The 26,852-nt window shown below is 68.6% G+C and carries 29 protein-coding genes; 16 read left to right on the top strand and 13 right to left on the bottom strand.

The features are described from left to right. Positions 1-67: 67 nt before the first annotated feature. The 7 genes from N8I71_RS16390 to N8I71_RS16360 all read right to left on the bottom strand — a co-directional run bounded on the left by N8I71_RS16390 (position 68) and on the right by N8I71_RS16360 (position 6,201). Positions 68-868: an amino acid ABC transporter permease gene (locus N8I71_RS16390; RefSeq protein WP_262879090.1), complete on the bottom strand. Its 801-nt coding sequence runs from the start codon at positions 866-868 to the stop codon at positions 68-70. A 61-nt stretch (positions 869-929) separates the two neighbouring features. After that, entirely contained in the window at positions 930-1,721 is a 792-nt protein-coding gene (locus tag N8I71_RS16385) for a substrate-binding periplasmic protein (protein WP_262879089.1), read from the bottom strand. A 71-nt stretch (positions 1,722-1,792) separates the two neighbouring features. Further along, positions 1,793-2,845, bottom strand: coding sequence for a HesA/MoeB/ThiF family protein (locus N8I71_RS16380; RefSeq protein WP_262879088.1), 1,053 nt, complete (start codon positions 2,843-2,845; stop codon positions 1,793-1,795). Beyond that, entirely contained in the window at positions 2,845-3,312 is a 468-nt protein-coding gene (gene dut / locus N8I71_RS16375) for a dUTP diphosphatase (protein ID WP_262879087.1), read from the bottom strand. Before dut ends, N8I71_RS16380 begins: the two co-directional genes overlap by 1 nt. A 48-nt stretch (positions 3,313-3,360) precedes the next feature. Next, the gene (gene coaBC / locus N8I71_RS16370; RefSeq protein WP_262879086.1) at positions 3,361-4,557 is read right to left on the bottom strand and encodes a bifunctional phosphopantothenoylcysteine decarboxylase/phosphopantothenate--cysteine ligase CoaBC; all 1,197 of its coding nucleotides are present in this window, start codon (positions 4,555-4,557) and stop codon (positions 3,361-3,363) included. A gap of 29 nt (positions 4,558-4,586) precedes the next feature. Then, positions 4,587-5,351, bottom strand: coding sequence for a hypothetical protein (locus N8I71_RS16365; RefSeq protein WP_262879085.1), 765 nt, complete (start codon positions 5,349-5,351; stop codon positions 4,587-4,589). 37 nt (positions 5,352-5,388) lie between these two features. Beyond that, positions 5,389-6,201, bottom strand: coding sequence for a ChaN family lipoprotein (locus N8I71_RS16360; protein WP_262879084.1), 813 nt, complete (start codon positions 6,199-6,201; stop codon positions 5,389-5,391). Between the two features lie 98 nt (positions 6,202-6,299). Between N8I71_RS16360 and N8I71_RS16355 the strand changes: the two genes are divergently transcribed. Next, on the top strand, positions 6,300-6,752 hold the full coding sequence (locus tag N8I71_RS16355) for a hypothetical protein (RefSeq protein ID WP_262879083.1): 453 nt from the start codon (positions 6,300-6,302) through the stop codon (positions 6,750-6,752). Between the two features lies 1 nt (position 6,753). Here the strand turns inward: N8I71_RS16355 and N8I71_RS16350 are convergent, their stop codons facing one another. Beyond that, positions 6,754-6,888, bottom strand: coding sequence for a hypothetical protein (locus N8I71_RS16350; RefSeq protein WP_262879082.1), 135 nt, complete (start codon positions 6,886-6,888; stop codon positions 6,754-6,756). A gap of 53 nt (positions 6,889-6,941) precedes the next feature. After that, entirely contained in the window at positions 6,942-7,823 is an 882-nt protein-coding gene (locus tag N8I71_RS16345; protein ID WP_262879081.1) for an RNA polymerase factor sigma-32, read from the bottom strand. Between the two features lie 97 nt (positions 7,824-7,920). Between N8I71_RS16345 and cobU the strand changes: the two genes are divergently transcribed. Genes cobU through N8I71_RS16325 form a run of 4 tightly spaced genes read left to right on the top strand, consistent with a single transcriptional unit; the run spans position 7,921 to position 11,598 of the window. After that, a complete protein-coding gene (cobU, locus tag N8I71_RS16340; protein WP_316249259.1) occupies positions 7,921-8,532 on the top strand; it encodes a bifunctional adenosylcobinamide kinase/adenosylcobinamide-phosphate guanylyltransferase in 612 nt (203 codons plus the stop codon). Further along, positions 8,526-9,107, top strand: a complete 582-nt coding sequence (locus tag N8I71_RS16335) for a histidine phosphatase family protein (protein ID WP_262879080.1) — start codon at positions 8,526-8,528, stop codon at positions 9,105-9,107. The genes cobU and N8I71_RS16335 overlap by 7 nt, the downstream gene beginning before the upstream one ends. A 58-nt stretch (positions 9,108-9,165) precedes the next feature. Further along, complete coding sequence (locus N8I71_RS16330; RefSeq protein ID WP_262879079.1) at positions 9,166-10,032, top strand: glutathione S-transferase; 867 nt, start codon at positions 9,166-9,168, stop codon at positions 10,030-10,032. A 24-nt stretch (positions 10,033-10,056) separates the two neighbouring features. Continuing rightward, complete coding sequence (locus N8I71_RS16325) at positions 10,057-11,598, top strand: YifB family Mg chelatase-like AAA ATPase (RefSeq protein ID WP_262879078.1); 1,542 nt, start codon at positions 10,057-10,059, stop codon at positions 11,596-11,598. Here the strand turns inward: N8I71_RS16325 and gshB are convergent. From gshB to rsmI, 3 genes are all read right to left on the bottom strand, one after another. Next, a complete protein-coding gene (gene gshB, locus N8I71_RS16320) occupies positions 11,595-12,533 on the bottom strand; it encodes a glutathione synthase (protein ID WP_262879077.1) in 939 nt (312 codons plus the stop codon). The genes N8I71_RS16325 and gshB overlap by 4 nt on opposite strands. A gap of 64 nt (positions 12,534-12,597) precedes the next feature. Further along, entirely contained in the window at positions 12,598-12,975 is a 378-nt protein-coding gene (locus tag N8I71_RS16315; RefSeq protein ID WP_262879153.1) for a YraN family protein, read from the bottom strand. A gap of 58 nt (positions 12,976-13,033) precedes the next feature. Next, positions 13,034-13,990 carry a 16S rRNA (cytidine(1402)-2'-O)-methyltransferase gene (gene rsmI, locus N8I71_RS16310; RefSeq protein WP_262879076.1) on the bottom strand — a complete coding sequence of 319 codons (957 nt, stop codon included), beginning with the start codon at positions 13,988-13,990 and terminating at the stop codon, positions 13,034-13,036. A 169-nt stretch (positions 13,991-14,159) separates the two neighbouring features. Between rsmI and N8I71_RS16305 the strand changes: the two genes are divergently transcribed. From N8I71_RS16305 to murJ, 3 genes are read left to right on the top strand one after another with little or no spacing between them, the layout of a single operon-like run. Continuing rightward, on the top strand, positions 14,160-15,329 hold the full coding sequence (locus N8I71_RS16305) for a penicillin-binding protein activator (RefSeq protein ID WP_262879075.1): 1,170 nt from the start codon (positions 14,160-14,162) through the stop codon (positions 15,327-15,329). Beyond that, entirely contained in the window at positions 15,310-18,114 is a 2,805-nt protein-coding gene (locus N8I71_RS16300; RefSeq protein ID WP_406676152.1) for a [protein-PII] uridylyltransferase, read from the top strand. Before N8I71_RS16305 ends, N8I71_RS16300 begins: the two co-directional genes overlap by 20 nt. Position 18,115: 1 nt before the next feature. Next, a complete protein-coding gene (gene murJ / locus N8I71_RS16295) occupies positions 18,116-19,720 on the top strand; it encodes a murein biosynthesis integral membrane protein MurJ (protein ID WP_262879074.1) in 1,605 nt (534 codons plus the stop codon). On the opposite strand, the gene N8I71_RS16290 is transcribed toward murJ, so the two are convergent. After that, positions 19,717-20,400 (bottom strand): rhomboid family intramembrane serine protease, encoded by a 684-nt coding sequence (locus tag N8I71_RS16290; RefSeq protein ID WP_262879073.1) that lies wholly within the window; start codon positions 20,398-20,400, stop codon positions 19,717-19,719. The genes murJ and N8I71_RS16290 overlap by 4 nt on opposite strands. 98 nt (positions 20,401-20,498) lie before the next feature. Between N8I71_RS16290 and trpS the strand changes: the two genes are divergently transcribed. The 8 genes from trpS (at position 20,499) to N8I71_RS16250 (ending at position 26,802) form a co-directional block, all read left to right on the top strand. Further along, on the top strand, positions 20,499-21,524 hold the full coding sequence (trpS, locus tag N8I71_RS16285) for a tryptophan--tRNA ligase (RefSeq protein ID WP_262879072.1): 1,026 nt from the start codon (positions 20,499-20,501) through the stop codon (positions 21,522-21,524). A gap of 130 nt (positions 21,525-21,654) precedes the next feature. After that, the gene (locus N8I71_RS16280; RefSeq protein WP_262879071.1) at positions 21,655-22,137 is read left to right on the top strand and encodes a VOC family protein; all 483 of its coding nucleotides are present in this window, start codon (positions 21,655-21,657) and stop codon (positions 22,135-22,137) included. A gap of 375 nt (positions 22,138-22,512) precedes the next feature. Next, entirely contained in the window at positions 22,513-23,379 is an 867-nt protein-coding gene (locus tag N8I71_RS16275; RefSeq protein WP_262879070.1) for a branched-chain amino acid aminotransferase, read from the top strand. A 69-nt stretch (positions 23,380-23,448) separates the two neighbouring features. Continuing rightward, positions 23,449-23,904, top strand: coding sequence for a universal stress protein (locus N8I71_RS16270; protein WP_262879069.1), 456 nt, complete (start codon positions 23,449-23,451; stop codon positions 23,902-23,904). Positions 23,905-23,989: 85 nt separating this feature from the next. Beyond that, the gene (locus N8I71_RS16265; RefSeq protein ID WP_262879068.1) at positions 23,990-24,553 is read left to right on the top strand and encodes a NifU family protein; all 564 of its coding nucleotides are present in this window, start codon (positions 23,990-23,992) and stop codon (positions 24,551-24,553) included. Next, the gene (gene tsaB, locus N8I71_RS16260; protein ID WP_262879151.1) at positions 24,540-25,202 is read left to right on the top strand and encodes a tRNA (adenosine(37)-N6)-threonylcarbamoyltransferase complex dimerization subunit type 1 TsaB; all 663 of its coding nucleotides are present in this window, start codon (positions 24,540-24,542) and stop codon (positions 25,200-25,202) included. Before N8I71_RS16265 ends, tsaB begins: the two co-directional genes overlap by 14 nt. Continuing rightward, positions 25,199-25,645: a GNAT family N-acetyltransferase gene (locus N8I71_RS16255; protein WP_262879067.1), complete on the top strand. Its 447-nt coding sequence runs from the start codon at positions 25,199-25,201 to the stop codon at positions 25,643-25,645. The genes tsaB and N8I71_RS16255 overlap by 4 nt, the downstream gene beginning before the upstream one ends. A 158-nt stretch (positions 25,646-25,803) precedes the next feature. Further along, a complete protein-coding gene (locus N8I71_RS16250; protein ID WP_262879066.1) occupies positions 25,804-26,802 on the top strand; it encodes a BMP family lipoprotein in 999 nt (332 codons plus the stop codon). The last annotated feature ends 50 nt before the right edge of the window (positions 26,803-26,852 follow it).

Raw genomic sequence — 26,852 nt, 5'->3', positions numbered from 1 at the left:
ACTTCTCCCTCATGACGATGACTGGTGAGGGAGGAGGTAGCGCGACGGAACGCCGCAACCATGGTGCTCAGCGTCGCTCGGCCCCGTTGCGCATCCGCGTCTCCAGACGGCGCAGGAGCAGCGACAGCGTTACCGTGATCGAAAGGTAAATCAGCGCCACGACGTTGTAGGTCTCGAAATAGCGGAAGTTGGAGGCCGCCGTGACCTTGCCGAGCTGCGTCACGTCGAGGACGCCCAGCGCGGAGACGAGCGAGCTGTCCTTCACCATCGCCACGAAGTCGTTGCCCAGGGGCGGCAGGATCGTGCGGATCGCCTGTGGAAAGACGACGAGGCGGAACCGCTGCCAGCGGTTGAGACCGAGCGACAGGGCCGCCTCGATCTGGCCCCGTTCCACCGATTGCAGACCGGCGCGGAACACCTCGGCGATGAAGGCGGAATATCCGATCGCCAGCGCGATGATCGCCCGCCACAGCAGCGGGAAGTCGCGGGTCCGGATGGTCCCGGCGCCCACCTGCTCGGCCAGCCAGTTGTAGCCAGCCACCAGAGCAGGAGCGAAAACGAATGCGATATAGAGCAGCAGCACGATGATCGGCACGCCGCGCACGATCTCGATGTAGAAGCGGGCGACCTGCCTCAGGATCAGGCTTCCCGACAGGCTCATCAGCGCGAGGCCGAGGCCCATGAGGCTCGCCATGGCAAAGCCCACCAGCGTGACCATCACGGTGATGACCATACCGCGGCGGAGGGTGTCGAGGACCTGAAGATAGATATCGTCGGTGACGATCTGCCAGAATGCGAACAGCCCCAGCGCGATCAGCGCCACGAGCCAGTAGGGGAAATCCCGGTCGGGAGGGGCGGAAGGGATCATGCAGCAAACCGAACGCCGGCCCCGAACGGGACCGGCGCCTTGATGTCAGGGGCAGGCAGTCTCACTCGCCCAGTACGTAATCCACGAACCAGCGCTGATCGAGTTCGGCCAGCGTCCCGTCCGCGCGCATCGACTCGATGGCGGCGTTGAAGGGTTCGACGAGGTCCGAGCCATTGGGGAAGATGAAACCGAACTCCTCGGTCCCGAGCGGCTCGCCGATCATCTGGATCCGGTCCGGATTCGCGGTGACATAGCCCTGCCCACCCGCGCTGTCGGCCAGCACCATGTCCACGTCGCCCGTGATCAGCGCCTGGATCGCGGCGGGGATCGTCTCGAACAGCACGAGGCGCGGGTTGGCCTCGTTCCCGTCGAGCACGTCGTAGACGCCGACATAGAACGGCGTGGTGCCGGCCTGCGTCCCTATCAGGAGTTCCTCGTTCGCGGCAAAGCTGGCCGCGTCGGTGAAGCGGTCCTCGCCCGCGGCGACCAGCATGCGCATCTGGCTGACCATGTAGGGCGCCGAGAAATCCACCAACTCGTCGCGGTCGGCGCGGATGGTGATACCGGTCATGCCCATGTCGTACTGGCCTTCGGACACCGCGGCGATCATCGCGTCCCAGCTGATGTTCTCGATCACCGGCGTGATGTTGATCCGCTCGGCGATGATCTCAAGCGCGTCGTATTCCCAGCCGATCTCGTGGCCCGATTGCGGATCGATGAACTGCAGCGGCGGATAGGCGTTCTCGGTGACGATCACGACCTCGCGGCCCTCGAGGTCGGGCAACTCCTGCGCCGTCGCGGACAGCGGCAGGGCAAGGGTGGCAATGGCCATGACGGCGGTAAGGCGGAACATCGGAAAGACTCCCTGTTGTCGTTCTGTCGCGCAAGTATGGCCGGCCCCGCCAGCGCGGCAAGCGAAAGAGCTCAGACGCCCCCGCAGACCGGGCAATCGGCACGGCGCTGCACGCGAATGATGCGGGTCTCGGCATGAAGCGCGTCGTAGATGAGCATCCGCCCGCGCAGGCCCTCGCCCGCGCCGGTCAGGTGCTTCACCGCCTCCAGCGCCATCATGGCGCCCACCACACCCGGCAGCGCGCCGATGACGCCGGTCTCGGCGCAGGTCGCGGCCAGCCCCGGCGCGGGCGGCTCGGGAAAGACACAGGCCATGCAGGGCGCACCCGAGGCCGGATCGTAGAGCGTCACCTGCCCTTCCCACGCGCTGATCGCCCCGGCGATCACGGGCCGACCGGCCGCGACGGCCGCCCGGTTCACCAGTGCCCGGGTCACGTAGCTGTCGGTGCCGTCGAGGATCAGGTCGTACTCGGCGAACAGGTCCTCGGCGATCTGTTCGGTCAGCGCGCGATTGTAGGGCCGGACCTCCACATGGGGGTTCAGCGCGCGCATGGCCTGTTCCGCCGAGAAGACCTTGGGCATGTCGATGCGGTCGTCGGTATGGATCACCTGCCGTTGCAGGTTCGACACCGCCACGATGTCGGGGTCGATGACCCCGATCCGGCCGACGCCGGCGGCGGCGAGATAGAGAAGCGCCGGAGAGCCGAGCCCGCCGGCGCCCACCACCAGCACGCCCGCGCGTTTCAGCGCCAGTTGCCCCGCCCCGCCGATATCCGGAAGCGTGATGTGGCGGGCATAACGCTCCAGTTCCGGCCCCGAGAACGGCGCGCCCTCGCCGGGGGCCTCGGGGGCCCGCGCCGCTTCGGCCTCCTCGGCGCGCCCACGCAAGCGGGCAAGCCCGAAGCGATAAAGAAGAACCAATGCCACGAAACCGCCGAGGATCAGCCAGAGCGCCGGCGAACCGCCTGTCAGCTCCCGCGCCGGGTGCCCCTCCGGCAGCACCACCTGCAGGGCAAGCACCGCCACGTAGAGAAGTCCCAGCATGTTGATGCGTGCTGCCCGGGGCGCCCCCATCAGGTGCCCCAGCCCCCAGAGCGCGGCGGCGAGGAACAGGACGAACAGCATCAGCCGACCCCGGTCGATCCGAAGCCGCCCTCGCCGCGCGCCGTGCCCCCCAGCGCGTCCGCCACGCGGTACTCGGCCCGCACCACAGGCGCGATGACCGCCTGCGCGATCCGGTCGCCATGGCCCACGGTGAAGGGGGCATCCCCGAGGTTCATCAGAATCACGCCAAGTGGCCCGCGATAGTCGCTGTCGATCGTGCCGGGCGTGTTGGGCAGCGTGATCCCGTGCTTCAGCGCCAGACCCGACCGCGGGCGCAGCTGCATCTCGTAGCCCTCAGGCACCGCAACGCGCAGGCCCGTGGGCACCAGCCTCCGCGCCATCGGCAGCAGGAGCAGCCCCGCCTGCCGGTCCTCCGGCCGCAGGTTCGCGCGCAGGTCGGCACCGGCCGCCCCGGCCGTGGCATAGTCGGGGAGGGGCACATCCGCGTCGGCCCAATCCTCGCGAAGGACCTCGATCAGAACAGCCACCCCGTCCCCTTCATCTTTCTCAAAATACGCATTTGCAGGCCGCGCCGTTCAGCCCAACGCCGACGCGATGCGCGCCGCCAGACGCCGCGCGGTCTCGTCCTTGGACAGCCGCGGCCATGCCTCCGGCCCCTCGGCGGTGATCAGCGTCACGGCGTTCTCCGTCCCGCCCATGATGCCGGTCCCCGGGGAGACATCGTTCGCGACGATCCAGTCGCAGCCCTTTCGCGCCCGCTTCTCGGTCGCGTGCCGTTCCACGTCATGGGTCTCGGCGGCGAAGCCGACCACCAGCTTCGGGCGCCCTTCGCTCATCCGTGACACCGTCGCGAGGATGTCGGGGTTTTCCGCGAATTCGAGCGCGGGAAGCCCCCCCGCCCCGTCCTTCTTCATCTTCTGCCCGGCGGCGTTCGACACGCGCCAATCCGCCACCGCGGCCGCGAAGACCGCGGCATCGGCGGGCAGCGCGGCCTCCACCGCCTTCAGCATCTCCGCCGCCGTCTCGACCCGGACAACCTCCACGCCGGCCGGCGGCGGCACGGATGCCGGTCCGGTCACGAAACTGACCCGCGCACCCAGATCGCGGAGTGCCGCGGCGATGGCCGTGCCCTGCGCACCGGACGAACGGTTGGCGATATAGCGGACCGGGTCGATCGGTTCATGGGTCGGCCCCGACGTCACCAGAACGTGACGGCCAGCCAGCGGGCCCGCCGACAGCGCCCCCTCGATCGCAGCGATGATCTGCGGGACCTCGGCCATGCGCCCCGGCCCGAACTCGCCACAGGCCATGACACCCTCGTCGGGACCCACGATAAGGATGCCGTCGCCCCGGAGCGTCGCGAGATTCCGCTGCGTCGCGGGGTGGTCCCACATCCGCACGTTCATCGCGGGCGCGATCAGCACCCGCTTGTCGGTCGCCATCAGGAGCGTCGAGGCGAGGTCGTTGGCGTGGCCACCGGCCATCTTCGCCATAAGGTCGGCGGTGGCGGGCGCCACCACGACGAGATCGGCGGCGCGGGACAGCTCGATATGGCCCATCTCCGCCTCGTCGGTCAGGTCGAAGAGGTCCTGAAAGACCTTCCGCCCGGCAAGTGCCGAGACCGTCAGCGGGGTCACGAATTCCTGCCCCGCCCGCGTCAGGACCGGCACGACGCCCGCCCCACGCTCGCGAAGTCGGCGGATGAGGTCGAGCGACTTGTAGGCCGCGATACCGCCGCCGATGATGAGGAGGATTTGCCTGTCGGCCAGCATGTCCGCTCCCGCCGTTTCCGGGGCGGAGGTTAGGTTCCGGCCCCCGCAGGGGCAATGCCGAATTGCGGCACCACCGGGCAGGCGCCGTCCGGGCCCATGTCGACGCCGAGCGCAAACAGCGCGTCGAGATCCCCCGACAGTCGCGCGAGCGCCAGTGTCACGCAGACCCGTTCGCGTGCATAGGTGCCCCAGAGCGCGGCGGGCAGGGCCGCACCGGATTGCGCCAGCGCCACCATGGCAGGCGGCGCGGGCCCGAGCGCGACATAGTCCGCGAAGCCTTCGTTGACCCAGCGTGGCATGCGCACCACGGCCATGCGTCCGACCCGTTCGGCGACCATCAGGTGGGTGATCTCGTGCACGAGGTAGTAGCTGAGCGTCCGAGGCGGCGACACGACGAGGTCCCCGCGAACGAGGCGATTGCGGGGCAGATCGGCATGCCGCAAGAACACGTTGCGGGTGGAGGCGACGGGATACGTCAGACCCGAAGCGCGCCGGCTGCCCGCGAAAAAGAGCAGGACCGGCCACCCTTCGTCCACAAGCCAGACATCGACCGCGTGATCCGGCAGGCCCAGGGGCGCGGCGACGAAAGCGGCGGTCACCTCGCGCGCCAGACCCTCGGCCTCTGCCGGCAAGGGCGACGTTGAATGGAAGGTCACGAGGCCCCCGCCGCGCGCATGACGGAAGAACGGATCGGGCCAGGCGATGGCCGCCACCAGCCCGGCATAGGCCGCGAGCGTCAGGACGAACCCGGCAAGGCCGATGCGGAAGAGAAGGCGGACGACAGGCGGCGACATTGCGGCATTCTCGATCCGGCGCACGCCCCTGCGCCAGTCAGCGAAACGCCGCGCAGGGGTCGGGGCGGTCGATCGGGGCCGCGACCGACCAGAGATCGAAGGGGACCTCGCCCTCGGGCGCCGCCTCGAACTGGCCGAGGCTCAGGACCGCGACCTCCGGGGCGGCGACGGCGAGGACCGCCGGCATGCCCCAGTCGCGCCGGGCGTGCCCGTTGCCGGTGATGACGACGACCGGCGCCCCGTGCTCCTCGAGTGCGGCCAGCGCGGCGGCGGCAAGCGCCGCGTCGCGCAGGCGCTGCGCCTCCACGAAACCGGGCAGGATCTCGGGCGGAAGCGCATCGCAATGGGCGGCCAGCTGTTCGGCCTCACGCGCCGCCTGTTCCGCCTCCGGCAAGGCGGTATGGAGGCCGAAGCGGGCCGCGTCGCCCGCGAAGACCGCTGCGGCACCCTCCGAGAACGCCCCCTGGGCCGCTTCCCGCGGAACCTCGGCGCCAAGGATCGGCCCCCCTGCGGCGAAGGCGAGGAGCGGGTAGTACATCGCGAAGTCCGGCCAACCCGATGCCTCCCAGTCGAGGGCGTCCTCGAGCGCCGCGGCATCGCGTGCCAGTTCCGGTGTGACGAGGCCGGCCTCCTCGTCGGTCAGCATCTCGAACACGATCGCGCTGGGGGACAGCGCCGCCACCGCTTCGGCCTGAAGGTCGTGGTGGGCGGGATTGTCATGCACCTCGCCAAGGATAACGATCTGCGCCCCTGCCGCCGCCGATGCGATGCCGGGCCCGGTCGAGACCTCGTCGGAAAAAGCCGGCGTGGCGATCAGCGCCACGACGAGAGCCGCGCGAATTGCGGTCATGTCTTGCCCTCAGCGTTCGGGGTGCAAATATCGGGGCCGCTACGGGACGGCCAGCCGGCCGCCTGCTCCGCTGTCCTGCCGCGGAAAGGCCTGGTGTGATGAGCCTGCGCACGATCGAGATCGCCTGCCACCTCGACGCGGAGCCCGACCGCGTCTGGCAGACGGTGCTGCGCCCCGCCACGATGGTGCATGTCGCGCGCCCCTGGGTGGAAATCGTGCCGATCGATCTGCCGCAATGGCCCGAAACCTGGGCTTCGGGGCTCTACCGCGCGCGCCTGACCGGACCCTTGGGTGTGCCCCTCGGTTTCCAGATCATAGGCGTGGAGTTTCCACCGACGGACGGTCCCGCGCGCTGCCTGCGCGACAACGGAGAGGGGCAACTCGCCCGGACCTGGGATCATCTCATCACGGTAGAACCGGAAGGACGCGGAACGCGCTATTGCGACAGGCTTGCGCTCGACGCCGGGGGCCTGACAGGCGTGGCCGTCCCGATGGTTCGGGCCTTCTTCCGCCATCGCCAGCGCAGGCTTGCCTGGCTTCTGTCGGGATAAGTCAGTTCGCAAGCGCGAATTGCGTCGACACGCCGAACCGCGATGCATCCGGGCGGGGCGCCTCGGCGACGCCCGCCGCCGCGCGCTCGGCAATGCCGAACGGCGCCCCGGTCAGGCCGCCGTCGGGTGCGCGCACCACAAGGGTCACCGCGAAGAGGAGCGCCAGAAGCGCAAGCGGCGTGTGCAGGATCAGATGGCGAGGAATGACCGCACCTCCTTGGACTGCGCCTCGAGCGTCTTGCGCATCTTGGCGAAGGCCGCGGCCTCCAGCTGGCGCACGCGTTCCTTGGAAAGGCCCAGCTCGTTCCCGAGGCTTTCCAGCGTGCGGGGCTCCTCGCGCAGCTTGCGTTCGCGCACGATGAAACGCTCCCGCTCGTTGAGGGCGCCCATCGCGCTGATCAGCCATTCGCGCAGCGTAGCCATATCGTGGCTGAACTCCACCGTCTCGGCGGCCTGCTGGCTTTCGTCCTCGAGGGTGTCGATCCACTCCCGCCCTTCGTCCTCGACGGACTGGGTTGCGTTGAGCGAGTAGTCGGAGCCGGCGAGCCGACCCTCCATCATCTCGACGTCGTGGAGCGGCACGCCCACCTCGGTCGCGATCATCTGGCGCAGCTGATGCTTGTCGAGCGACTGGCCATTGGCCAGCGCTTCACGCTCCAGCCGGGCCTGAACGCGGCGCATGTTGAAGAAAAGGGATTTCTGGGACGAGGTGGACCCGGTGCGCACCATCGACCAGTTGCGCATCACGTAGTCCTGGATCGACGCCTTGATCCACCAGACGGCGTAGGTCGAGAACCGCACGCCCCGGTCGGGATCGAACTTGTCGGCGGCCTTCATGAGGCCGAGGCCCGCCTCCTGGATGAGGTCGTTCATCGGCGCGCCGTAACGCTTGAACTTCGCAGCCATCGAGATGGCGAGGCGCATGTAGGCGGTCACGAGGCGGTGGAGCGCCTCTTCGTCCCGATGATCGCGCCACGCGTAGGCGAGCCTGAGTTCCGTTTCGGCGTCAAGCAGCTCGGCCTTCATGGCGCGGCGTGACAGCGATTGATCTCCACCCATATCCAGTGCCATAGCGCACCCCCGTTAAGATTCCCTGATGGTCTCGCAAGCAGTGTTTTCCCGTGATACGCAGCGAAACACCGATTGGTTCACTTTCCGGGAAAGAAAATTGCGGCTGCCCCCTCTCACACTCATCATCGGCGGCGCATCGTCGGGAAAATCGGCCTTCGCCGAGAAGCTCGTGCTGCAAAGCGGACTGGCGAAGGTCTACGTCGCCACGGCCGAGGCGCATGACGACGAGATGAAGGCCAAGATCGCGTCCCATCGCGCGCGGCGCATCGGGCATGGCTGGCGCACCGTGGAGGCGCCGCTCGACCTCGAGAACGCGTTGGCTCAGACCGAACCGGGGGAGATCGTGCTTGTCGACTGCGTCACCTTCTGGCTGACAAACCAGATGCTTGACGGCGCCGACCTGCAGGAAGAGGCGGATGTCCTCTTCGACGTCCTCGACCAGATGAGCCAGCCCGTCGTCATGGTGACGAACGACGTCTCGGGCGGCATCGTGCCGGAGAACGCCATGGCCCGCGCCTTCCGAAACGCGCAAGGCCGGCTGAATCAGCGCCTTGCCGCGGAGGCCGACCTCGTCGTGCTGATCACCGCGGGCCTGCCGATGATCCTGAAGGGAGAGGCCCCGGCCGTCTCCGGCACCGCGACCTGGGACGATCCCGACGACGCCGACGACTTCGCCTTCTCGCACCGGTCGGGCAGCCTGCTGTGGTAGCGCGGCTCTGGTGGGTGCGCCACGGGCCGACCCATGAAAAGGCCTTCACAGGCTGGCGCGACGTGCCCGCCGACCTTTCCGACGGCGATGCGGTCGCGCGGCTGGACGCGCATCTGCCCAAGAGTGCGCTTGTCGTCGCATCGGACCTTTCGCGCGCCTCGGCCACGGCGGACGTCCTGTCTGCAGGGCGTCGCCGTCTTCCGGACGACCCGCGCCTGCGCGAGTTCGATTTCGGCGCCTGGGACGGGCTGACCTCGGATGCCGTCGCGGCCCGCGACCCCGAGCTTTCGCGCATCTTCTGGGAACAGCCCGGCACGATCGCGCCGCCGGGCGGCGAATGCTGGGACGCGGTCGCGGCCCGCGTGGCCGACGCGATCGCGTCCCTGTCGCGCGACCACCCCGGCGCCGACCTTGTGGCGGTCGCCCATCTCGGGGTGATCATGGCGCACCTCGGCACCCAGGCGGGCCTCGGCGCCCGGGCGGCGCTGGGCCACATGATCGAACCGCTTTCGGTCACGCGCCTCGACCGGGACGGGGCCGGATGGCGCGCCGTCAGCATCAATCACCGCGCCTGATCGGGGCCATCAGCCTTCGGCGATTGACGCGATGCACCGGGCCAACGCCAATGGCGCCATGACATACCGCCTTCTCATCGGACAACGGTCCTACTCGTCCTGGTCGCTGCGCGGCTGGCTGCCCTTCGCCGTCTTCGGCATCCCCGTCGAGGTGAGCACCGCCCGGCTCTATTCGAACGATTTCGAAGGCGACGTTGCGGCCTTTGGCGGTGCGGGAACCGTGCCCGTGGTGCGGACACCCACGGGCGGCATCCTGACCGACAGCGTGGCCATCGCCTGGCATCTGGCCGAGGCCTTTCCCGACCTGCGCCTTCTGCCCGAGGACCCCGCTTGCCGGGCCGAAGCGCAAAGCATCATCGCCGAGATGCATTCCGGCTTCACCGCGCTGCGCGGCCAATGCCCGATGAACCTCCGCACGGGATGGGCCGGTTTCGTGACGAAGCCCGAGGTGCAGGCCGACCTCGACCGGATCGGCGAGATCTGGAGCCGTGCGCTAGACCGCTCGGGCGGGCCGTTCCTCTATGGCGAGTACACGCTCGCCGACGCCTTCTACGCGCCGGTCGCGACCCGGATCGCGACATACGGCTTGCCAGCGACGCCGACCATGCGGACCTATGTCGAAACGCACCTTGCGCAGCCCGATTTCCGCCGCTGGCGCGCGCTTGGCGCGACCGAGGGGCCGGACATCGACAAATACGAGATGCCGCTTGCACGGGCGCCCTTCCCCGCCCCCGCAACGATCGCGGCCGAGGCCATCTCGGACGGCGCGCCCGAGAACGCCGCCTGCCCCTACTCAGGCGCCCCGGTGACCCACCTCGCCCGGATCGGCGGGCGCGTCTTTGGCTTCTGCAACGCGGCCTGCCGGGATAAGACGGTGGCGGACCCTGAAGCCTGGCCGCGGTTCATGGAAATTTACCATTCGTAAACGGTTGCGGCCTATCCGTTAACCATGTTCGACGGACCCCGGCCCGAAAGCGTCGCGCGCTGCCATTCCGTTGCCTTCGAGGGGCTCGAAGCGCGGCGCGTGGAGGTGCAATGCGCGGTCACCGCGGGACTGCCGGGTTTTGCCGTCGTAGGCCTGCCGGACAAGGCGGTATCGGAGGCGCGCGAACGGGTGCGCACCGCGCTTCAGGCCATGGCCATCGCGCTTCCCTCCAAGCGGATCACGGTGAACCTCTCTCCCGCCGACCTGCCCAAGGAAGGCTCGCATTTCGACCTGCCCATCACGCTGGCCCTGCTTGCAGCCATCGGGATCGTGCCGCCCGACCGGGTCGCGGACAGCATGGCGCTGGGCGAACTGTCGCTCGACGGCCGCCTCGTGGCCGTGCACGGGGCGCTGCCCACGGCACTGGCGGCGGGAGAGGATGGGCGCGTGCTGCTGTGCCCTTCGGGGTGCGGGGCCGAAGCCGCGTGGGTCGGTGCGACGCCCGTCTTCGCCGCGGCGAACCTCGCGGAACTCGTCGCTCACCTGACGGATCGCGCGCCCCTCGAACCCGCACGTCCCGGCGAGGTGCGCGAGACGCCGGTCGCCGGCTGCCTCTCCGAGGTCCGTGGACAGGAACGCGCCAAGCGCGCGCTGGAGATCGCGGCGGCCGGACGCCACCACCTCCTGATGATCGGCGCGCCGGGCTCGGGCAAGTCGATGCTCGCGGCCCGCCTGCCCGGCCTCCTGCCGCATCTTTCCGCGGCCGAAGCGCTGGAGACCTCGATGATCCATTCGATCGCGGGCCTTCTCGACGAAGGCGGGATATCGCGGACCCGCCCCTTCCGCGCGCCGCATCATACCGCGTCCATGGCCGCCGTTGTCGGCGGCGGGCGCGGAGCGAAGCCCGGGGAGATCTCGCTCGCCCATAATGGCGTTCTCTTTCTCGACGAATTCCCGGAATACCCGCGCGCCGTGCTGGAAACCCTGCGCCAGCCCATCGAGACCGGCGAGGTGGTGGTGGCGCGGGCCAATGCGCACGTGAAATACCCCTGCCGCTTCATGCTGATCGCCGCGGCCAATCCCTGCCGCTGCGGGCACCTCTATGACGCAAACGAGGCCTGCGGGCGGGCGCCCATCTGCGGGCAGGACTACCTCGGGCGCATCTCGGGTCCGCTCATGGACCGCTTCGACCTCAGGATCGAGGTGCCCGCCGTCTCCTACCGTGACCTCGATGCGGCGCCTGGGGGCGAAACCTCCGTCGCCATCGCCGCCCGCGTCAAGACCGCGCGCGACGTGCAGGCGGCGCGATTCGCGAAGCTCGGCTCGACGGCCCGCGTGAACGCCGACGCCGAGGGAGCGCTGCTGGACCGGATCGCGATGCCGGACGCGGCGGGCAAGGAAATGCTGCTGAAGGCCGCCGAGCGGTTCCGGCTTTCGGCGCGCGGCTATCACCGGGTGCTCAGGCTCGCACGTACCATCGCCGATCTCGAGGGAAGCGAAACCGTATCGACACCGCACGTGGCCGAGGCCGTCAGCTACCGGCTGATCGGCGCGCCGGAGCTCTAGGCGGCGAGCCGACGCTCGACCGCGTCCCAGATCATCGCCGCGACGTTGACCCCGTCGAAGCGCTCGAGCTCCTGGATGCCGGTGGGCGAGGTCACGTTGATTTCCGTCAGCCAGCCGCCGATCACGTCGATGCCGACGAAGACCTGCCCCATTTCGCGCAGGCGGGGCCCGATCGCGGCGCAGATCTCCCGCTCGCGGGCGGTGAGCGTCGCCTGCTCGGGACGGCCGCCGACATGCATGTTCGACCGCGTCTCTCCGGCCGCTGGGACGCGGTTGATGGCACCGGCCGGTTCGCCATCGACGAGGATGATGCGCTTGTCGCCCGCGGAGACGTCGGGAAGGAACTTCTGCACGATCAGGGGCTCGCGGCTCATTCCCGTGAACAGCTCGTGCAGCGACGCGAGGTTGCGGTCGTTGGGGTCGAGCCGGAACACGCCCGCACCGCCATTGCCGTAGAGCGGCTTGAGGATGATGTCGCCGTGGCGGGACTTGAACTCGCGCAGAACGCCGATGTCGCGGGCGATCGTCGTGGGTGGCGTGAGATCGGGGAAATCGAGAACGAGCAGCTTTTCAGGGGAATTGCGGACCCAGAACGGGTCGTTGACCACGAGGGACTTCCCCTTCAGCCGGTCGAGGATGTGGGTGGTCGTTATGTAGCCCATGTCGAAGGGCGGATCCTGGCGGAGCCATACGACGTCCACTTCGGCAAGGTCGAGATCCTCGGTTTCACCGAGATGAGCATGGTCGCCCCTCACCCGCTGCACCCGGAGCGGCTGTGCCCGCGCCATGACGTGACCCTCCCTGAAGGAGAGGCAATCGGGCGTGTAGTGCCAGAGTTCGTGACCCCGCGACTGCGCTTCCTCGGCCAACCGGAACGTGCTGTCGGCCTCGAAGTTGACGGACCCGATCGGGTCCATCTGGAATGCCACCTTCATGTCCTGCCTCCCAAGCCGGGTCCGGGCCACTTGATGGCGCGGTCACCGGCCGAGTGCAATGGGGTCACGCGCAGAGCGCGTTCGGAATGATGTCGAGCCGTCCGCTCCGATCCACGAGCGCCACGTCGAACCGCATCGGCGTCAGGGATCCGGCAGGCAGCAGCCCGAGATAGGCCTCCGCACTCCGGAGGAGGCGACCGACCTGGCGCGCGGTCAGGGATTCTGCCGCACGGGCATGCGTGGTGGAGGCCTTCACCTCGACGAAGACGATTTCTCCCGCCTTCTCGAACACCAGGTCGATCTCGCCGGCCTTGCCGCGCCAACGACGGGTGCGCACACGATGCCCGCTGCGTTCATAGAAACGCGCGACCTGCTCCTCGGCGGCGACGCCTGCGTGGTAGTTGCGCTGCCCGCGCCGTGCGCGAGGCGCCTTGACGGCGATGGGCCCTTCCGGTTCTCGGGGCAGGCGATCCTGGCCGCGGAGGCTGTCTACCGGTCCGTCAGCGGCCGCCCGCTCTGCCATCGCGCACCTGCTCATCGCCACTTTCCTCCTTCAGGCGAAGGGCCGCCTGGTAGACCTCCCGCCGAGGGAGGCCGAGCCGTTCCGAAACTTCCGCCGCAGCGGCCTTCACGCTAAGCCGTGTCAGGGCCGCGCGCAGTTCGTCCTCCAGCACGTCATCGGAGGCACGGACCGCGGGGGCGCGGTCCAGCACGAGTACGCATTCCCCACGGGGCGGATCATCGGCGACCGCGTCGCGCAGGGTGCCGAGCGATCCCCGGCGCACATCCTCGAACCGCTTGGTCAGTTCCCGGCACAGCGCCGCCGGACGCTCGTCTCCCAGAACCTCGCACAATTCGCCTAACAACCGATGAACGCGCTTGGGACTTTCGAAAAGGATCACGGTGCCCCCTGCCGCGTCGAGATCGGCGAGCCAAGCCTTCCGCGCACCCGCCTGCGTCGGCGGAAACCCCGCGAAGAGGAACCGGTCCGACGGCAGGCCCGACACCGTCAACGCCGCGAGGACCGCCGAGGGACCCGGCGCGGCGGTGATCGGGATACCGGCTTCGATCGCGGCGCGGGCCAGCTGGTAGCCCGGGTCGGCGACGAGCGGCGTGCCCGCGTCGGAGACATAGGCCACGCGCAACCCCTCCTTCAGCATCGCGATCAGCCGCGGGCGCATCGCGGGGCCGTTGTGATCGTGGTAGGGCAGGATCGGCCGACCCGCGACCGGGACGCCGTGCAGTTCCATGAGGCGCCGGGCGCTTCGGGTGTCCTCGGCGGCGATCGCGTCAGCCTCGCGCAGGGTGTCGAGCGCGCGCAGCGTGATGTCGCGCGCCGTGCCGATGGGCGTGGCGACGAAATGCAGGCCCGGCGCCAGCGCCGCGGCCGAAACCGGCGGAGCGCCGCCGTCCGCGCCCTGTGCGTCGCGCCGCGTCTTGCCATCGCTCTGCGCCATGGGTCATGCCCTCCCTGTGATCATTACCGAGTGTCCCGTGCCGCGGCGATGGTCCGTTTACTATCCTGCCCCAAGGCCGTAGCTTTGGCGCAGGCCTGCGGCCCGCCCTTCGGACAGGTCGGAACCGCGGGACCCGGACAGAAGAATGCCCCACGGAGGACCAGAGCAGATGTTTTCCGCTTTCCGCCGACTACGCAACCCGCTTCGGCTGGCATGGCTCGGGCTCGCGGCGCTCGTGCTGGCCGGCTGCCAGGTCGGCGGGCCGGTTCTCGGCACCGGTCCCCGGATCAGCGGGCAGACCGTCGAGGTCGCGATGCTCCTGCCGCTCAGCTCGCAGCAGGGCGGTGACGCGATCATCGCGCGCTCGCTGGAGAACGCGGCCCGGCTCGCGGCCAGCGAACAGACCGGCGTCACCCTCGACATCCGCGTCTACGACACCGGCGGCGACTCGGCCCAGGCGGCCTCGGTCGCACGGCAGGCCGTTCAGGAAGGCGCCGACGTCATTCTGGGCCCGCTCCGCTCGGAGGCCGCGGCCGCCGTCGGCGTCGCGGTTGCGAATTCCGGCGTCGCCGTCCTGAGCTTCTCCAACAACACCGAGGTCGCGGGCGGCAATGTCTTCGTGCTCGGCCATACCTTCGCCAATGCCGCCGACCGGATCGTGTCCTATGCTGCGCGCCAGGGGCAGGGCAACATCGTGCTGGTACACGCCTCGAACCTCGCGGGCGAGGTCGCGCGCGAGGCCGTGCAGCGGGCCGCCGCGCGGTCCGGTGCGACGATCGCGGCAACCGTGCCCTACGAATTCTCGCAGACCGGCGTCATCAACGCTGTGCCGCAGGTCGTCGAGGCGGTGCGCCAGAACGGGGCGAACGCGGTGCTGCTGTCCTCCGACAGCGCCGGGGCGCTGCCCTTCTTCGCGCAGCTTCTGCCGGAGAACGGCCTCGACCTGACGACCGTGCGGGTGCTGGGGCTGACGCGCTGGGATACGCCGCCGCAGACGCTGGAATTCCCCGGGCTGCAGGGCGGATGGTTCACCATGCCCGACCAGGGCGCGCTGTCGACCTTCGAGGCACGTTACGCCGCGGCCTATGGCACTCCGCCCCACAACCTGGCCGCGCTGGCCTATGACGGGATGCGCGCCGTGGCCGACACGGCCGCGACCGCGGGTCGCCTCGGCGGGGCGGAACTCACGGCCTCGACCGGGTTCGAGGGGGCCAACGGGGCCTTCCGGCTTCTGCCCGACGGAACCAACCAGAGGGCGCTGGCGATCGCCCAAGTGATCGACAACCAGGTGGCCATCATTGACCCCGCCCCAAGACGTCTTGGCGGTCCCGGTCTCTGACCGGAACCCCCGCCTCACCCCCGCCACCGAACCCGGGACGCTGATCGCCCCCGGCGAGGCCATCTTCGATACCGCGAGCGTGCGCGCGCGGATCGATGCCGCCTGCGCCGCCGCCCCCGATGCCGCGGCGATACGCGCCGCCGCGGTGACAGAACTTACGGCGGCGAACGCGCAGGGGCGCGCGGCCATAGAGGCCGCATTCGAAGCCCAACCCCTCGCGGCCCGCCGCGCCACACGGGCCTATTGCCACCTGACCGACTGCCTCGTGCGCGAGGTCCTCCGCGTGGCGGAGAAGCACCTGCATCCCAACCCGCTGCCCTCCGAGGCCGAGCGCATGGGGGTGATGGCCGTGGGCGGCTACGGCCGCGGCGAGATGGCACCCTATTCGGACGTCGACCTCCTGTTCGTCCTGCCCTGGAAGATGACGGCGGCCGTCGAGAGCGTGATCGAAAGCGCCCTCTACATGCTCTGGGATCTGCGGATGAAGGTCGGCCACGCCTCGCGCACGGTCAAGGAATGCCTGCGCCTGGGCAAGCAGGACGTGACGATCCGCACCAGCCTGCTGGAGATGCGTTATATCGCCGGGGACGAAGCGGTCGGCGAGGACCTGCAGCACGCCCTGCGCTCGCAACTCTTCGAGGGCACCGTAGGCGAGTTCATCGAGGCCAAGCTCGAGGAGCGCGCGAACCGGCACAAGAAACAGGGCGGCCAGCGCTACATGCTGGAACCCAACGTAAAGGAGGGCAAGGGCGGCCTCAGGGATCTCCAGACGCTCTACTGGATCGCCAAGTACGAACACGGCGTCACCCGGATCGAGGAACTGGTGGGGATCGGCGTCTTCCGCCCCGAGGAATTCGCCGCCTTCGACGCGGCCGAGCGGTTCCTCTGGGCCGTGCGCTGCCACCTGCACCTCATCGCAGGGCGCGCGCAGGACCAGCTGACCTTCGACAACCAGGTCGCTGTGGCCGAACGGCTGGGCTACGAGGACCATTCGGGCCGGCGCGCGGTGGAACACTTCATGCAGGACTATTTCCGGCATGCCACCCGTGTGGGGGAGCTGACGCGCATCTTCCTGACCGAACTGGAGGCCCGCCACGTCAAGCAGGCCCCCGCGATCCTCGGCTTCCTGCGCGGCCGGACGCGCCGCAAGAAGGTCAAGGACGGCTATGCGATCAAGCAGAACCGGATCACCGTGGAGAAGCCTGACGCCTTCTTCGCCGACAAGCTGAACATCCTGCGCCTGTTCGAGGAGGCGCTGCGCACGGGGTATCTCATTCACCCCGACGCGATGCGGGAAGTGCAGGCGCGGATCGGGACGATCGACGACGCGATGCGCCGCGATCCCGAAGCCTGCGGCATCTTCCTCGACCTGATGCTCAAGCACGGCAATCCCGAGCGTGCGCTGCGGCGCATGAACGAGTTGGGCGTGCTGGCGGCCTTCGTGCCGGAATTCGCCCCCGTCGTCGCGATGATGCAGTTCAACATGTATCACAGCTACACGGTGGACGAGCACACCATCCAGGTGATCTCGACGCTTGCGCAGATCGAGCGCGGCGAACTGGTCGAGGAACTGCCCGTCGCCTCCGGCATCCTCAAGCGCGGGGTGAACCGAAAGGTTCTCTATGTCGCCTGCCTTCTTCACGACATCGGAAAGGGCCGGAAGGAGGATCATTCGATCGTCGGGGCCCGGATCGCCCGCACGGTCGCGCCGCGCCTGGGGCTGAAGCCCGCCGAGGCCGAGACGGTTGAGTGGCTGGTGCGCTATCACCTCCTGATGTCGGACATGGCGCAGAAGCGCGACATCTCGGACCCGCGCACGGTGCGTGACTTCGCCAAGGCCGTTAAGACGCGGGAGCGGCTTGAGTTTCTGACCGTGCTGACGGTCTGCGACATCCGTGGCGTCGGGCCGAACACCTGGAACAACTGGAAAGCCACGCTTCTTCGCGGGCTGTACCGGGCGACGGCGACGGCGCTTGAGACGGGGCTCGAGGACCTCAACCGCGAGAACCTCGAAGGCGAGGCGAAGAAGGCCCTGCGCGATGCCTTGTCGGACTGGCCCAAGGCGGAACTCAAGACCGAGGTGGACCGCCACTACGGGCCGTACTGGCAGGGTCTCGACATCGCGACGCAGGTCACCTTCGCGCAGATGCTGCGCGGCCTGAAGGACGACGAGATCCGCATCGACACCCGGCAGGACCACGACCGCGACGCGACACGAGTCTGCTTCGTCCTCGCCGACCATCCCGGCATATTCTCGCGCCTCGCGGGCGCCCTGTCGCTGGTGGGGGCGAACGTCGTGGACGCGCGCACCTATACCTCCAAGGACGGCTACGCGACCGCCGTCTTCTGGGTGCAGGACGCCGAGGGCAATCCCTACGAGGCCGCGCGTCTGCCACGGCTCAAGGGCATGATCGGCAAGACGCTCAAGGGCGAGGTCGTGGCCTCGAAGGCGCTGGAAGGCCGGGACAAGATCAAGAAGCGCGAGCGCCCCTTCGCGGTGCCCACGAACATCACCTTCGACAACGACGGCTCCGAGATCTACACGATCATCGAGGTCGATACCCGCGACCGTCCGGGCCTGCTCTACGACCTGACGAAGACGCTGGCGGCTTCGAACATCTATATCGCCCATGCGGTCATCGCGACCTACGGGGCGCAGGTGGTCGACGTCTTCTACGTCAAGGACATGTTCGGGCTGAAGCTCTATACGACCGCCCGGCAGGAGGCACTGGAGCGCAAACTCCGCGACGCCATCGCCCGCGTCGCCGAGCGGGCCGGGGCCTGAGATGGCGGCGGCCAAGCCGATCCGCCTGGTAACGGGGTTCGTCACGGTCGGCTTCTGGACCCTGATGAGCCGTGTCCTGGGCTTCGCGCGCGACATCCTGATCGCGGGCACGATGGGCGCAGGGCCGGTGGCCGAGGCGTTCCTCGTCGCCTTCTCGCTTCCCAACATGTTCCGCCGCTTCTTCGCGGAAGGCGCCTTCAACACGGCCTTCGTACCGATGTTCTCGAAGAAGCTGGAATCCGGCGAGGACGCCCGCGACTTCGCGCGCGACGCCTTCTCGGGGCTGGCCGCCGTCCTGATCGTTCTGACCGTCGTCGCCATCATCTTCATGCCGTGGCTGGTGCTGGCCATGGCGGCGGGCTTCGCGGGCGACGTGAGGCTGGAGCTGGCCACCGATTTCGGGCGGATCGCGTTCGCCTATATCCTGTTCATCTCGCTCGCGGCCCTCCTGTCGGGAGTGCTGAACGCCTCGGGGCGCTTTGCCGCGGCCGCCGCGGCGCCGCTCCTGCTGAACATCATTCTTGTCTTGGCGCTTATCGCTGCCGAACGCGGCGCGCTGCCGGCGCTCGCCATCGACGTCACCTCGGTCGAGAGCGCCGAGGGCCTCATGCTGCGCCACGGAACGCTCCTGACCTGGGGGGTACTGATAGCCGGTGTCGCGCAGATGGGCCTCGTGTGGATCGCCGCCGCGAGGACTGGCTATGCGCTGGTGCCGCGGCTTCCGCGGCTGACACCGGACATGAAGCGGCTCGCCATCATAGCCCTGCCCGCGATGCTGGCCGGTGGCGTGGTGCAGGTGAACCTGCTCGTGGGCCGGCAGGTGGGCTCGTTTTTCGATGGCGCAATCGCCTGGCTTTCCTTCGCGGACCGGCTCTACCAGCTCCCGCTCGGCGTGGTCGGGATCGCCGTCGGCGTGGTGCTCCTGCCCGATCTCTCCCGCCGTCTGCGGGCGGGCGACGACATGGGCGGACGCGACGCGCTGAGCCGCGCCGGCGAGATCTCGATGGCACTGACGATCCCGGCCGCCGTGGCGCTTGTGGTCATGCCGGTACCCATCGTTTCCGTCCTTTTCGAACGCGGCGCCTTCGGGGCCGACGACACCGCCGCCACGGCGCTCGCCCTCGCCGTCTACGGCGCGGGTCTGCCCGCGTTCGTGCTGCAGAAGGTGCTGCAGCCGCTCTACTTCGCGCGCGAGGATACCCGCACGCCTTTCCGCTACGCCCTTGTCGCCATGGTCGTGAACGCGGTCGCCGCCATCGGCTTCGCCTGGCTGCTCGGCTTCATCGGCGCCGCGATCGGCACAACGCTCGCGGCATGGGCCATGGTCTGGCTGCTGCTGAGGGGGCGGCGCGGAATGGGCGAGGTCGCGCATTTCGACGAACGCTTCCGCCGCCGCATCTGGCGGATCGTGTTCGCCTCGATCCTGATGGGCGCAGGGCTCTGGTCGGGGCTGATCGTCTGGGGGCCGTTCCTGGGGATGCCCGGCTGGCGCTATGCCGCGCTCGCGATCCTGATCGTCGGCGCGATCGTCGTCTACGGCGTTCTGGGCCAGCTTCTCGGCGCCTTCCGCCTCGGCGAGTTCCGGCGCGCCCTGCGGCGCGGCTAGCGCTGCCGGAGCTTGTCGAGAGCGCGCCGCCAGCCGCCCGGACTGACGAGGAAGGACAGGAGGAACCCGGCGATGAAGCCCGACAGGTCCGCGACGACGCTGCCGAACTCGCCCTGGATGACGCCGAAGATCAGCTGGATGGCGAGAAGCGCGCCGATCAGGCCGAAGGCACGCATCCTGCTGTCGCCGCGCCGCGAGGCATCGACCCACATGAGGAAGGTGAAGGCTCCGATCAGGCCGTAGACGCCAGGATAGCCTCCCACCAGCGGATAGGGGCTGTCGAGAAGGAGAACGAAGCCCAGCGCCCCGACGATGGCGGAGACCCAGAAAACGGCGACGAAGGCCATGGGCGAAAAGACCTCGGCCACCATCTTGCCGATGGCGAGGATGAACACGACGACAAAGGCCGCGTGCACGAAACCGGCATGGATCAGCGGATAGGTCAGGAACCGTAGGAGTTGATCGGGCGGGAAGCGGCCATTGGCCAGCATCCAGTCGGCGACCTCGTTCAGGACCGCGTAATCCTGCATCGCGCCGAGCCGCCAGCCGACGCCTCCCTGCCCGCCGAGAAAGCCCGCCGTGGCGAGCTGGAACATCCCCTCGATGCCCGCGATGACGACGGCCAGCGCGACCACGACCGGCGGCAGCGCATTGAACGGCGAGACGTTGTGGTTCTCCATGGTGACGGGACCTTCGGTTGACGCCGATATGCCCCTTGGCTAAGCGATGCCGCGGCGGTTGGCCAGAGGGGCCTCGCGCATCCACGGGAAGGCAGAGCATGAGCGAGCCGACATTCACCCCCCGCGTCTTCTCGGGCATGCAGCCCTCGGGCGGCCTGACGCTCGGCAACTACCTCGGCGCGATGAAGCGGTGGGTCGACATGCAGGATGCCGGCGGGTTCGAGACCGTCTACTGCATGGTCGACCTGCACGCGATCACGGCAAAGCTGCTGGACCCCGATGTCCTTCGCAACAACACGCGGGAGCTTTGCGCGGGCTTCATCGCCGCAGGTATCGACCCGGAGAAATCCATCCTCATCAACCAGAGCCAGGTGCCCGAACACGCGCAACTGGCGTGGATCTTCAACTGCATCGCGCGGATGGGCTGGATGGGCCGGATGACCCAGTGGAAGGACAAGGCCGGCAAGAACGCCGAGGCCGCCTCGCTGGGCCTGTTCGCCTATCCCGCCCTGATGGCCGCCGACATCCTGGTCTACCACGCGACACACGTCCCCGTGGGCGAGGACCAGAAGCAGCACCTGGAGCTGACCCGCGACATCGCCGCGAAGTTCAACCACGACTACGGGGTGGAGTTCTTCCCGATCACCGAGCCCGTCATCGAGGGCGTGGCGACGCGGGTCATGAACCTGCAGGACGGCACGAAGAAGATGTCGAAGTCCGACCCCTCGGACAAGACGCGCATCAACCTGACCGACGACGCGGACGCCATCGCGAAGAAGATCCGCAAGGCCAAGACCGATCCCGACCCGCTGCCCGAGGTGGTCGGGGGGCTCGAGACACGGCCCGAGGCGCGGAACCTCGTGAACATCTATGCCGCCCTGGCCGAGACCACACCTCAGGCCGTGCTGGATGCGCATTCGGGCGCGATGTTCGGACACTTCAAGATGGCGCTGGCCGACCTCGCGGTCGAGAAGCTGGCGCCGATCTCGACCGAGATGAAGCGACTGATGAACGATCCCGCCGAGATCGACGCGATCCTCGGCCGCGGGGCGGAGCGGGCGCGCGAGATCACGGTGCCGATCCTCGAGCGAACCTACGATATCGTCGGGATGCTGCGGAGCTGAGGCGCCGGGTTTTCGTCCGAAAATCCGCTTCGCGGCGATCATTCATGCGAATAATCGCACATCCTCCCTGCGCTGGCGGGACTTTTGCGTTGCGGGCCGGGAAGGCATCTGTCGCGCAAAGGAGTAGACCATGCCCCACAGCACGCACCCCGAGACCCGCATCGGCCACGTCCACCTGAAGGTCTCAGACCTCGACCGCGCCATCGCCTTCTGGCGCGATGTCATGGGCTTCGACCTGATGCAGCGCTACGGCACGCAGGCCGCCTTCCTTTCGGCGGGCGGCTATCACCATCATATCGGGCTGAACACCTGGGACAGCCGTGGCGGACACCCACCTGGCCGCGGCACGACCGGCCTCTACCATGTCGCGCTGCTCTACCCTCACCGGCAGGCACTGGCGCAGACATTCGCTTCCGTGGTCGCCGCGGGCGTCCCGATCGACGGCGCCGCCGATCATGGCGTCTCCGAGGCGATCTATTTCCGCGACCCGGATGGCAATGGAATCGAGATCTACCGCGACCGGGCCGAGGCCGACTGGCCCCGAACCGCCACCGGAGAGCTTGCCATGTCGAACACGCCGCTCGACCTCGACGCACTTCTGGCCGAGGCGTGAGGGCCGGATCTGTGCAACTGCGCACATGTTAGCGCTGCCGGTTTCATTGGACTTTTACAAACGCGCGGTATACACCCCCGGTACTCAACACAATCCGCAGTAAGAGGGAGACTATCATGCGCAAGCCGCAGATGGCGGGGCGTCGGCCCTCCGAACGTATCATCGTCCGTGCAGACCGGTCGACAGAAGCCCCTAACGCCACGGGACCCGCAATGCGCGGCGCCCGGCCACACAAGAAACCGGCGGCGCCCATCGGGCGCACCGCATCGACGCGCCAGGGTGCGACGATGGACTACCAGATGGGGTTCACCTCCGGGTCTTCCCATTGACCTGAGCCCGGCCTAACCTCCGCCCGGAAACCGGCGGAGGTGAGGCATGGCGACGGGAACCAACATCAGGACCTATTTCGAAGGCCGGTGGCACGAGGGCGATGTCGCCATCATGCGCGCGGCCGATCATGGCTCCTGGCTGGGGACGACGGTCTTCGACGGGGCCCGGTACGTCGACGGGCTCGCCCCCGATCTCAAGGCGCACTGCGAGCGCGTCGTCGCCTCGGCCCATGCGCTGATGTTGCATCCCGCCCAGTCCCCTCAGGAAATCTTCGATATCGTCCAGGAGGGCCTGCGCCTTTATCCGAAGGACGCCGCCGTCTACATCCGTCCGATGTTCTGGGGCATCGAGGGCGGGCACATGGGCATTCTGCCCGGAGAGGCGCCCGCGGGTTTCTGCGTCTGCCTCGAGGAGGTGCCCATGGCCAAGCCCGGGGCCGCCTCGCGCCTGACCACGACGCAATTCCGTCGCCCCGTGCTGGCCGACGCGGTCTGCAACGCGAAGGCCGGGTGCCTCTATCCCAACAACGCCCGCATGCTCGCCGAGGCGCGGTCGAAGGGATACGACAACACGCTGGTGGCAGATGCGCTCGGCAACGTGGCCGAGACGGCGTCGGCCAACATCTTCATGGTGCGCGACGGTGTCGTCTTCACGCCGATCCCGAACGGCACCTTCCTTGCCGGCATCACGCGCAAGCGCCACATCGCCAACCTCCGCGCCGACGGGGTCGAGGTGGTCGAGACGGTTCTGACCTTCGATGATTTCCGCCATGCAGACGAGGTCTTCATGACCGGCAACCTCAACAAGGTGACCCCGGTCGCGGAGTTCGACGGAACACACTATCAGCAGGGACCGATGGCGAAGAAGGCCCGCGATCTCTACTGGGACTGGGCGCACAGCGGCGCGGACTGACGCGGCGCCTATGTCATTGCGCCCGGCGACGAGGTGGCGCAGACTTGCCCAGCGGAAGGGAGCCTCCGAATGCGCAAGTTTCTCGTGGTCCTGGACGACACGCGCGAATGCCTGAACGCGATGCGTTTCGCCGCCATGCGCGCGGCCAACACGGGCGGCGGTGTCGAGATCCTGTCGGTCATCCCGCCTGACGAGTTCAACCACTGGATCGGTGTGGGCGAAGTGATGCGCGCCGAGGCCCGTGAACGGATCGAGGCGCATTTCAACGTCTTCGCCAAGTGGATGCGCGACCGCCAGAAGGTCGACCCCTCCCTCGTGATCCGCGAAGGAGAGCCGGTGGACCAGATCCTCGCCCATATCCGGGCGACACCCGAGATCGGGGTTCTCGTCCTCGGCGCGGGTTCGGGCAAGGGCGGTCCGGGGCCGCTGGTGACCGCGATGGTCAAGCAGGCGGGCACCCTCCCGGTACCGATCACGATCGTTCCGGGCGAGCTGTCCAAGGAACAGCTCGAACAGATCACCTGATCGAGCCGAGTTTAGAACGGTTCCAAAACTTGACTTCGGCGGGGCCCGCCCGCATATCTCGGACAACCCCCGGAGGACCGACCGCATGTTCATCCAGACCGAATCCACGCCGAACCCCGCGACGCTGAAGTTCCTGCCCGGACAGTCCGTGCTGGAGATGGGCACCGCCGATTTCCCGAACGCCGACGCCGCGCAGAAATCGCCGCTGGCCCGGCGCATCTTCGACGTGGACAACGTGACCGGCGTCTTCTTCGGCACCGACTTCGTCACCGTGACCAAGGCCGAGGGCGCGGAATGGGACCACATGAAGCCCGCCATCCTCGGCGCGATCATGGAGCATTTCCAGTCCGGCGCGCCCGTGATGGAGGGCGAGGGCGGTGGCACCGGCGGCCATGCCGAACATGATGGCGAGGACGCCGAGATCGTGGGGCAGATCAAGACGCTGCTCGACACGCGCGTGCGGCCCGCCGTGGCTCAGGATGGCGGCGACATCACCTTCCACGGCTTCGACCGCGGCGTGGTCTACCTGCACATGCAGGGCGCCTGCGCTGGCTGCCCCTCCTCCACGCTGACGCTGAAGATGGGGATCGAGAACCTGCTTCGGCACTACATTCCCGAAGTGCTCGAGGTGCGTCCTGTCAACGTCTGAGCCCCTGATCCTGGGTTTCGACACATCGGCCGCGCATTGCGCGGCCGCTTTGCTGTCGGGCGACCGGGTGCTGGCGACGGCGCATGAGGACATGGGCAAGGGGCAGGCCGAGCGGCTGATGCCGCTTCTCGCGGAAGTGATCGAGGCGGGGGGCGCCGCGCCTGGCGATCTGGACGCCATCGGCGTGGGCATCGGCCCGGGCAATTTCACCGGCATCCGCATCTCCGTCGCGGCCGCGCGGGGCCTGGCACTGGCGCTCGGCATCCCGGCCGTCGGGGTCTCGACGCTCGAGGCGCGGTGCCATGGCCTGCCGCGTCCCATCACCGTGATCGAGGACGCGCGGCGATCCGAGGTATACGTACAAGCCTTCGACGGGGCCGGAGCCGGGACGCCCCGGCTTCTGGTCACAAGCGACCTGCCCCACACGATTGCCACGCCGAGGGTGACGGGCTCCGGCGCGGCGGAGGCGGCCGGAGTGATCCCGGGGCTCACCGTGCTTGCGCCCGCGATGCCGCTTGCCGAGGCGATCGCGAGGATCGCGGCGGCCCGCCGCCTCGATCCGGACCTGCCGCGCCCGGCACCGCTCTATATCCGCGCGGCCGATGCCGCCCCCTCGCGCGATGCGGGGCCGGTGATCCTGCCGTCATGAGCCCCGAACGGATGGCCGAGATCCACGCCGCAGCCTTCGCGGACGGCGAGGCGTGGGACAGGGATGCGATCGCGAGCCTGATGGAACGGCCCGGAACGGTGGCCGTCTCCGGTGGCGACCACGGCTTCGCCCTCCTTCAGATCATCCCGCCAGAGGCCGAGCTTCTGACCATCGCCATCGCTCCGGCGGCGCAGGGACAGGGACATGGCCACGCGTTGATGGAGATGGTCCTCGATGCGGCGACCGCCCGTGGATGCTCGGTCCTGCACCTCGAGGTCGCCGCCGACAACCGTGCCGCGCGCGCGCTATATGCCGCCGCGGGGCTGGTCGAAACGGGCCGACGGCAGGGTTACTACCGGCGGCCGGGTGGTGTGCGCACCGATGCCTTGACCCTGACCATTACGCTGCCTGCCCGGCAAACGGGCACGGCGGACGAAACCTGACGCTAGGGCAGCCTTCACGGGCCTGCGACGCGCCAGAAACCGGTTGACCACCTGCATGAGCTTTGCCCTTAATCGGCCCGGGGATCGTCACCGATCTTTTCGCGAGAGGACACGTGGCCGAGACACGGCCCGGTCCCGCCACCAACCGGGAGATACGCATGACCACAATGAAAAAACTCTTGAGCGCCGCCGCCGTCCTGGCGATGTCGGCGACCGGCGCGCTGGCCGACGGGCCGGCGATCATCTTCGACCTCGGCGGCAAGTTCGACCGCTCGTTCAACGAAGCCGCCTTCAACGGCGCCGAACGCTGGGCCGAGGAAACCGGCGGCACCTACCGCGAGATCGAGCTGCAGTCCGACGCCCAGCGCGAGCAGGCCATGCGCCGCCTCGCCGAGGCGGGTTCCAACCCGATCGTGATGGCCGGCTTCAGCCAGGCCACGCCGCTGTCGGTGGTCGCGCCCGACTATCCCGACACGACCTTCGTCATCATCGACGGCGTGGTGGACGAGCCCAACGTGCGCTCGGTCATCTTCTCCGAGCATGAGGGTTCCTACCTCGTCGGCATGCTGGCCGCGATGGCCTCCGAGACCGGCACCGTCGGTTTCGTCGGCGGCATGGACATCCCGCTGATCTCGCGCTTCGCCTGCGGCTATGCGCAGGGCGTCGTCGCCGTGAACCCCGAGGCCACCGTGATCGCCAACATGACCGGCACCACGCCCGCGGCATGGAACGACCCGGTGCGCGGCGGCGAGCTGACCCGCGGCCAGATCGCCCAGGGCGCAGACGTCGTCTACGCGGCAGCCGGCGGCACCGGCCTCGGCGTTCTGCAGGTCGCGGCCGACGAGGGCATCCTCTCGATCGGCGTGGACAGCAACCAGAACTACCTGCACCCCGGCTCGGTCCTGACGTCGATGCTCAAGCGCGTTGACGTGGCCGTCTACGACGCCTTCACGACGGGCGCAGATCTCGAGACCGGCATCCATGTCTTCGGCCTGGCAGAAGAGGGCGTCGGCTACGCGCTCGACGAGTTCAACGCGGAACTCATCACCGAAGAGATGATCGCCGCCGTCGAAGAGGCGCAGGCCGCCATCATCGCGGGCGAGATCATGGTGCACAACTTCACCGAGGACGGCTCCTGCCCCGTGCAGATGCAGTGATGCCCTGATACCATGACACCGGCCCGGGCCGCGGCGCGAAAGCTGCCGCG

The organism is Roseicyclus sediminis (assembly GCF_025515305.1).
Lineage (GTDB): Bacteria > Pseudomonadota > Alphaproteobacteria > Rhodobacterales > Rhodobacteraceae > Roseibacterium > Roseibacterium sediminis.
This window is presented reverse-complemented; position numbering and strand designations above follow the sequence as displayed.

What these genes read in the sequence shown, in the direction of transcription:
- N8I71_RS16345 (WP_262879081.1), bottom strand. Translation starts at nt 7,823, where the DNA reads ATGGCACTGGATATGGGTGGAGATCAATCGCTGTCACGCCGCGCCATG.
- N8I71_RS16270 (WP_262879069.1), top strand. Translation starts at nt 23,449, where the DNA reads ATGCGCAAGTTTCTCGTGGTCCTGGACGACACGCGCGAATGCCTGAAC.
- coaBC (WP_262879086.1), bottom strand. Translation starts at nt 4,557, where the DNA reads ATGCTGGCCGACAGGCAAATCCTCCTCATCATCGGCGGCGGTATCGCG.
- N8I71_RS16390 (WP_262879090.1), bottom strand. Translation starts at nt 868, where the DNA reads ATGATCCCTTCCGCCCCTCCCGACCGGGATTTCCCCTACTGGCTCGTG.
- N8I71_RS16290 (WP_262879073.1), bottom strand. Translation starts at nt 20,400, where the DNA reads ATGGAGAACCACAACGTCTCGCCGTTCAATGCGCTGCCGCCGGTCGTG.
- N8I71_RS16330 (WP_262879079.1), top strand. Translation starts at nt 9,166, where the DNA reads ATGACATACCGCCTTCTCATCGGACAACGGTCCTACTCGTCCTGGTCG.
- N8I71_RS16325 (WP_262879078.1), top strand. Translation starts at nt 10,057, where the DNA reads ATGTTCGACGGACCCCGGCCCGAAAGCGTCGCGCGCTGCCATTCCGTT.
- N8I71_RS16280 (WP_262879071.1), top strand. Translation starts at nt 21,655, where the DNA reads ATGCCCCACAGCACGCACCCCGAGACCCGCATCGGCCACGTCCACCTG.
- N8I71_RS16250 (WP_262879066.1), top strand. Translation starts at nt 25,804, where the DNA reads ATGACCACAATGAAAAAACTCTTGAGCGCCGCCGCCGTCCTGGCGATG.
- N8I71_RS16385 (WP_262879089.1), bottom strand. Translation starts at nt 1,721, where the DNA reads ATGTTCCGCCTTACCGCCGTCATGGCCATTGCCACCCTTGCCCTGCCG.
- N8I71_RS16275 (WP_262879070.1), top strand. Translation starts at nt 22,513, where the DNA reads ATGGCGACGGGAACCAACATCAGGACCTATTTCGAAGGCCGGTGGCAC.
- N8I71_RS16265 (WP_262879068.1), top strand. Translation starts at nt 23,990, where the DNA reads ATGTTCATCCAGACCGAATCCACGCCGAACCCCGCGACGCTGAAGTTC.
- trpS (WP_262879072.1), top strand. Translation starts at nt 20,499, where the DNA reads ATGAGCGAGCCGACATTCACCCCCCGCGTCTTCTCGGGCATGCAGCCC.
- N8I71_RS16380 (WP_262879088.1), bottom strand. Translation starts at nt 2,845, where the DNA reads ATGCTGTTCGTCCTGTTCCTCGCCGCCGCGCTCTGGGGGCTGGGGCAC.
- gshB (WP_262879077.1), bottom strand. Translation starts at nt 12,533, where the DNA reads ATGAAGGTGGCATTCCAGATGGACCCGATCGGGTCCGTCAACTTCGAG.
- N8I71_RS16360 (WP_262879084.1), bottom strand. Translation starts at nt 6,201, where the DNA reads ATGACCGCAATTCGCGCGGCTCTCGTCGTGGCGCTGATCGCCACGCCG.
- murJ (WP_262879074.1), top strand. Translation starts at nt 18,116, where the DNA reads ATGGCGGCGGCCAAGCCGATCCGCCTGGTAACGGGGTTCGTCACGGTC.
- N8I71_RS16305 (WP_262879075.1), top strand. Translation starts at nt 14,160, where the DNA reads ATGTTTTCCGCTTTCCGCCGACTACGCAACCCGCTTCGGCTGGCATGG.
- N8I71_RS16355 (WP_262879083.1), top strand. Translation starts at nt 6,300, where the DNA reads ATGAGCCTGCGCACGATCGAGATCGCCTGCCACCTCGACGCGGAGCCC.
- rsmI (WP_262879076.1), bottom strand. Translation starts at nt 13,990, where the DNA reads ATGGCGCAGAGCGATGGCAAGACGCGGCGCGACGCACAGGGCGCGGAC.
- N8I71_RS16365 (WP_262879085.1), bottom strand. Translation starts at nt 5,351, where the DNA reads ATGTCGCCGCCTGTCGTCCGCCTTCTCTTCCGCATCGGCCTTGCCGGG.
- N8I71_RS16255 (WP_262879067.1), top strand. Translation starts at nt 25,199, where the DNA reads ATGAGCCCCGAACGGATGGCCGAGATCCACGCCGCAGCCTTCGCGGAC.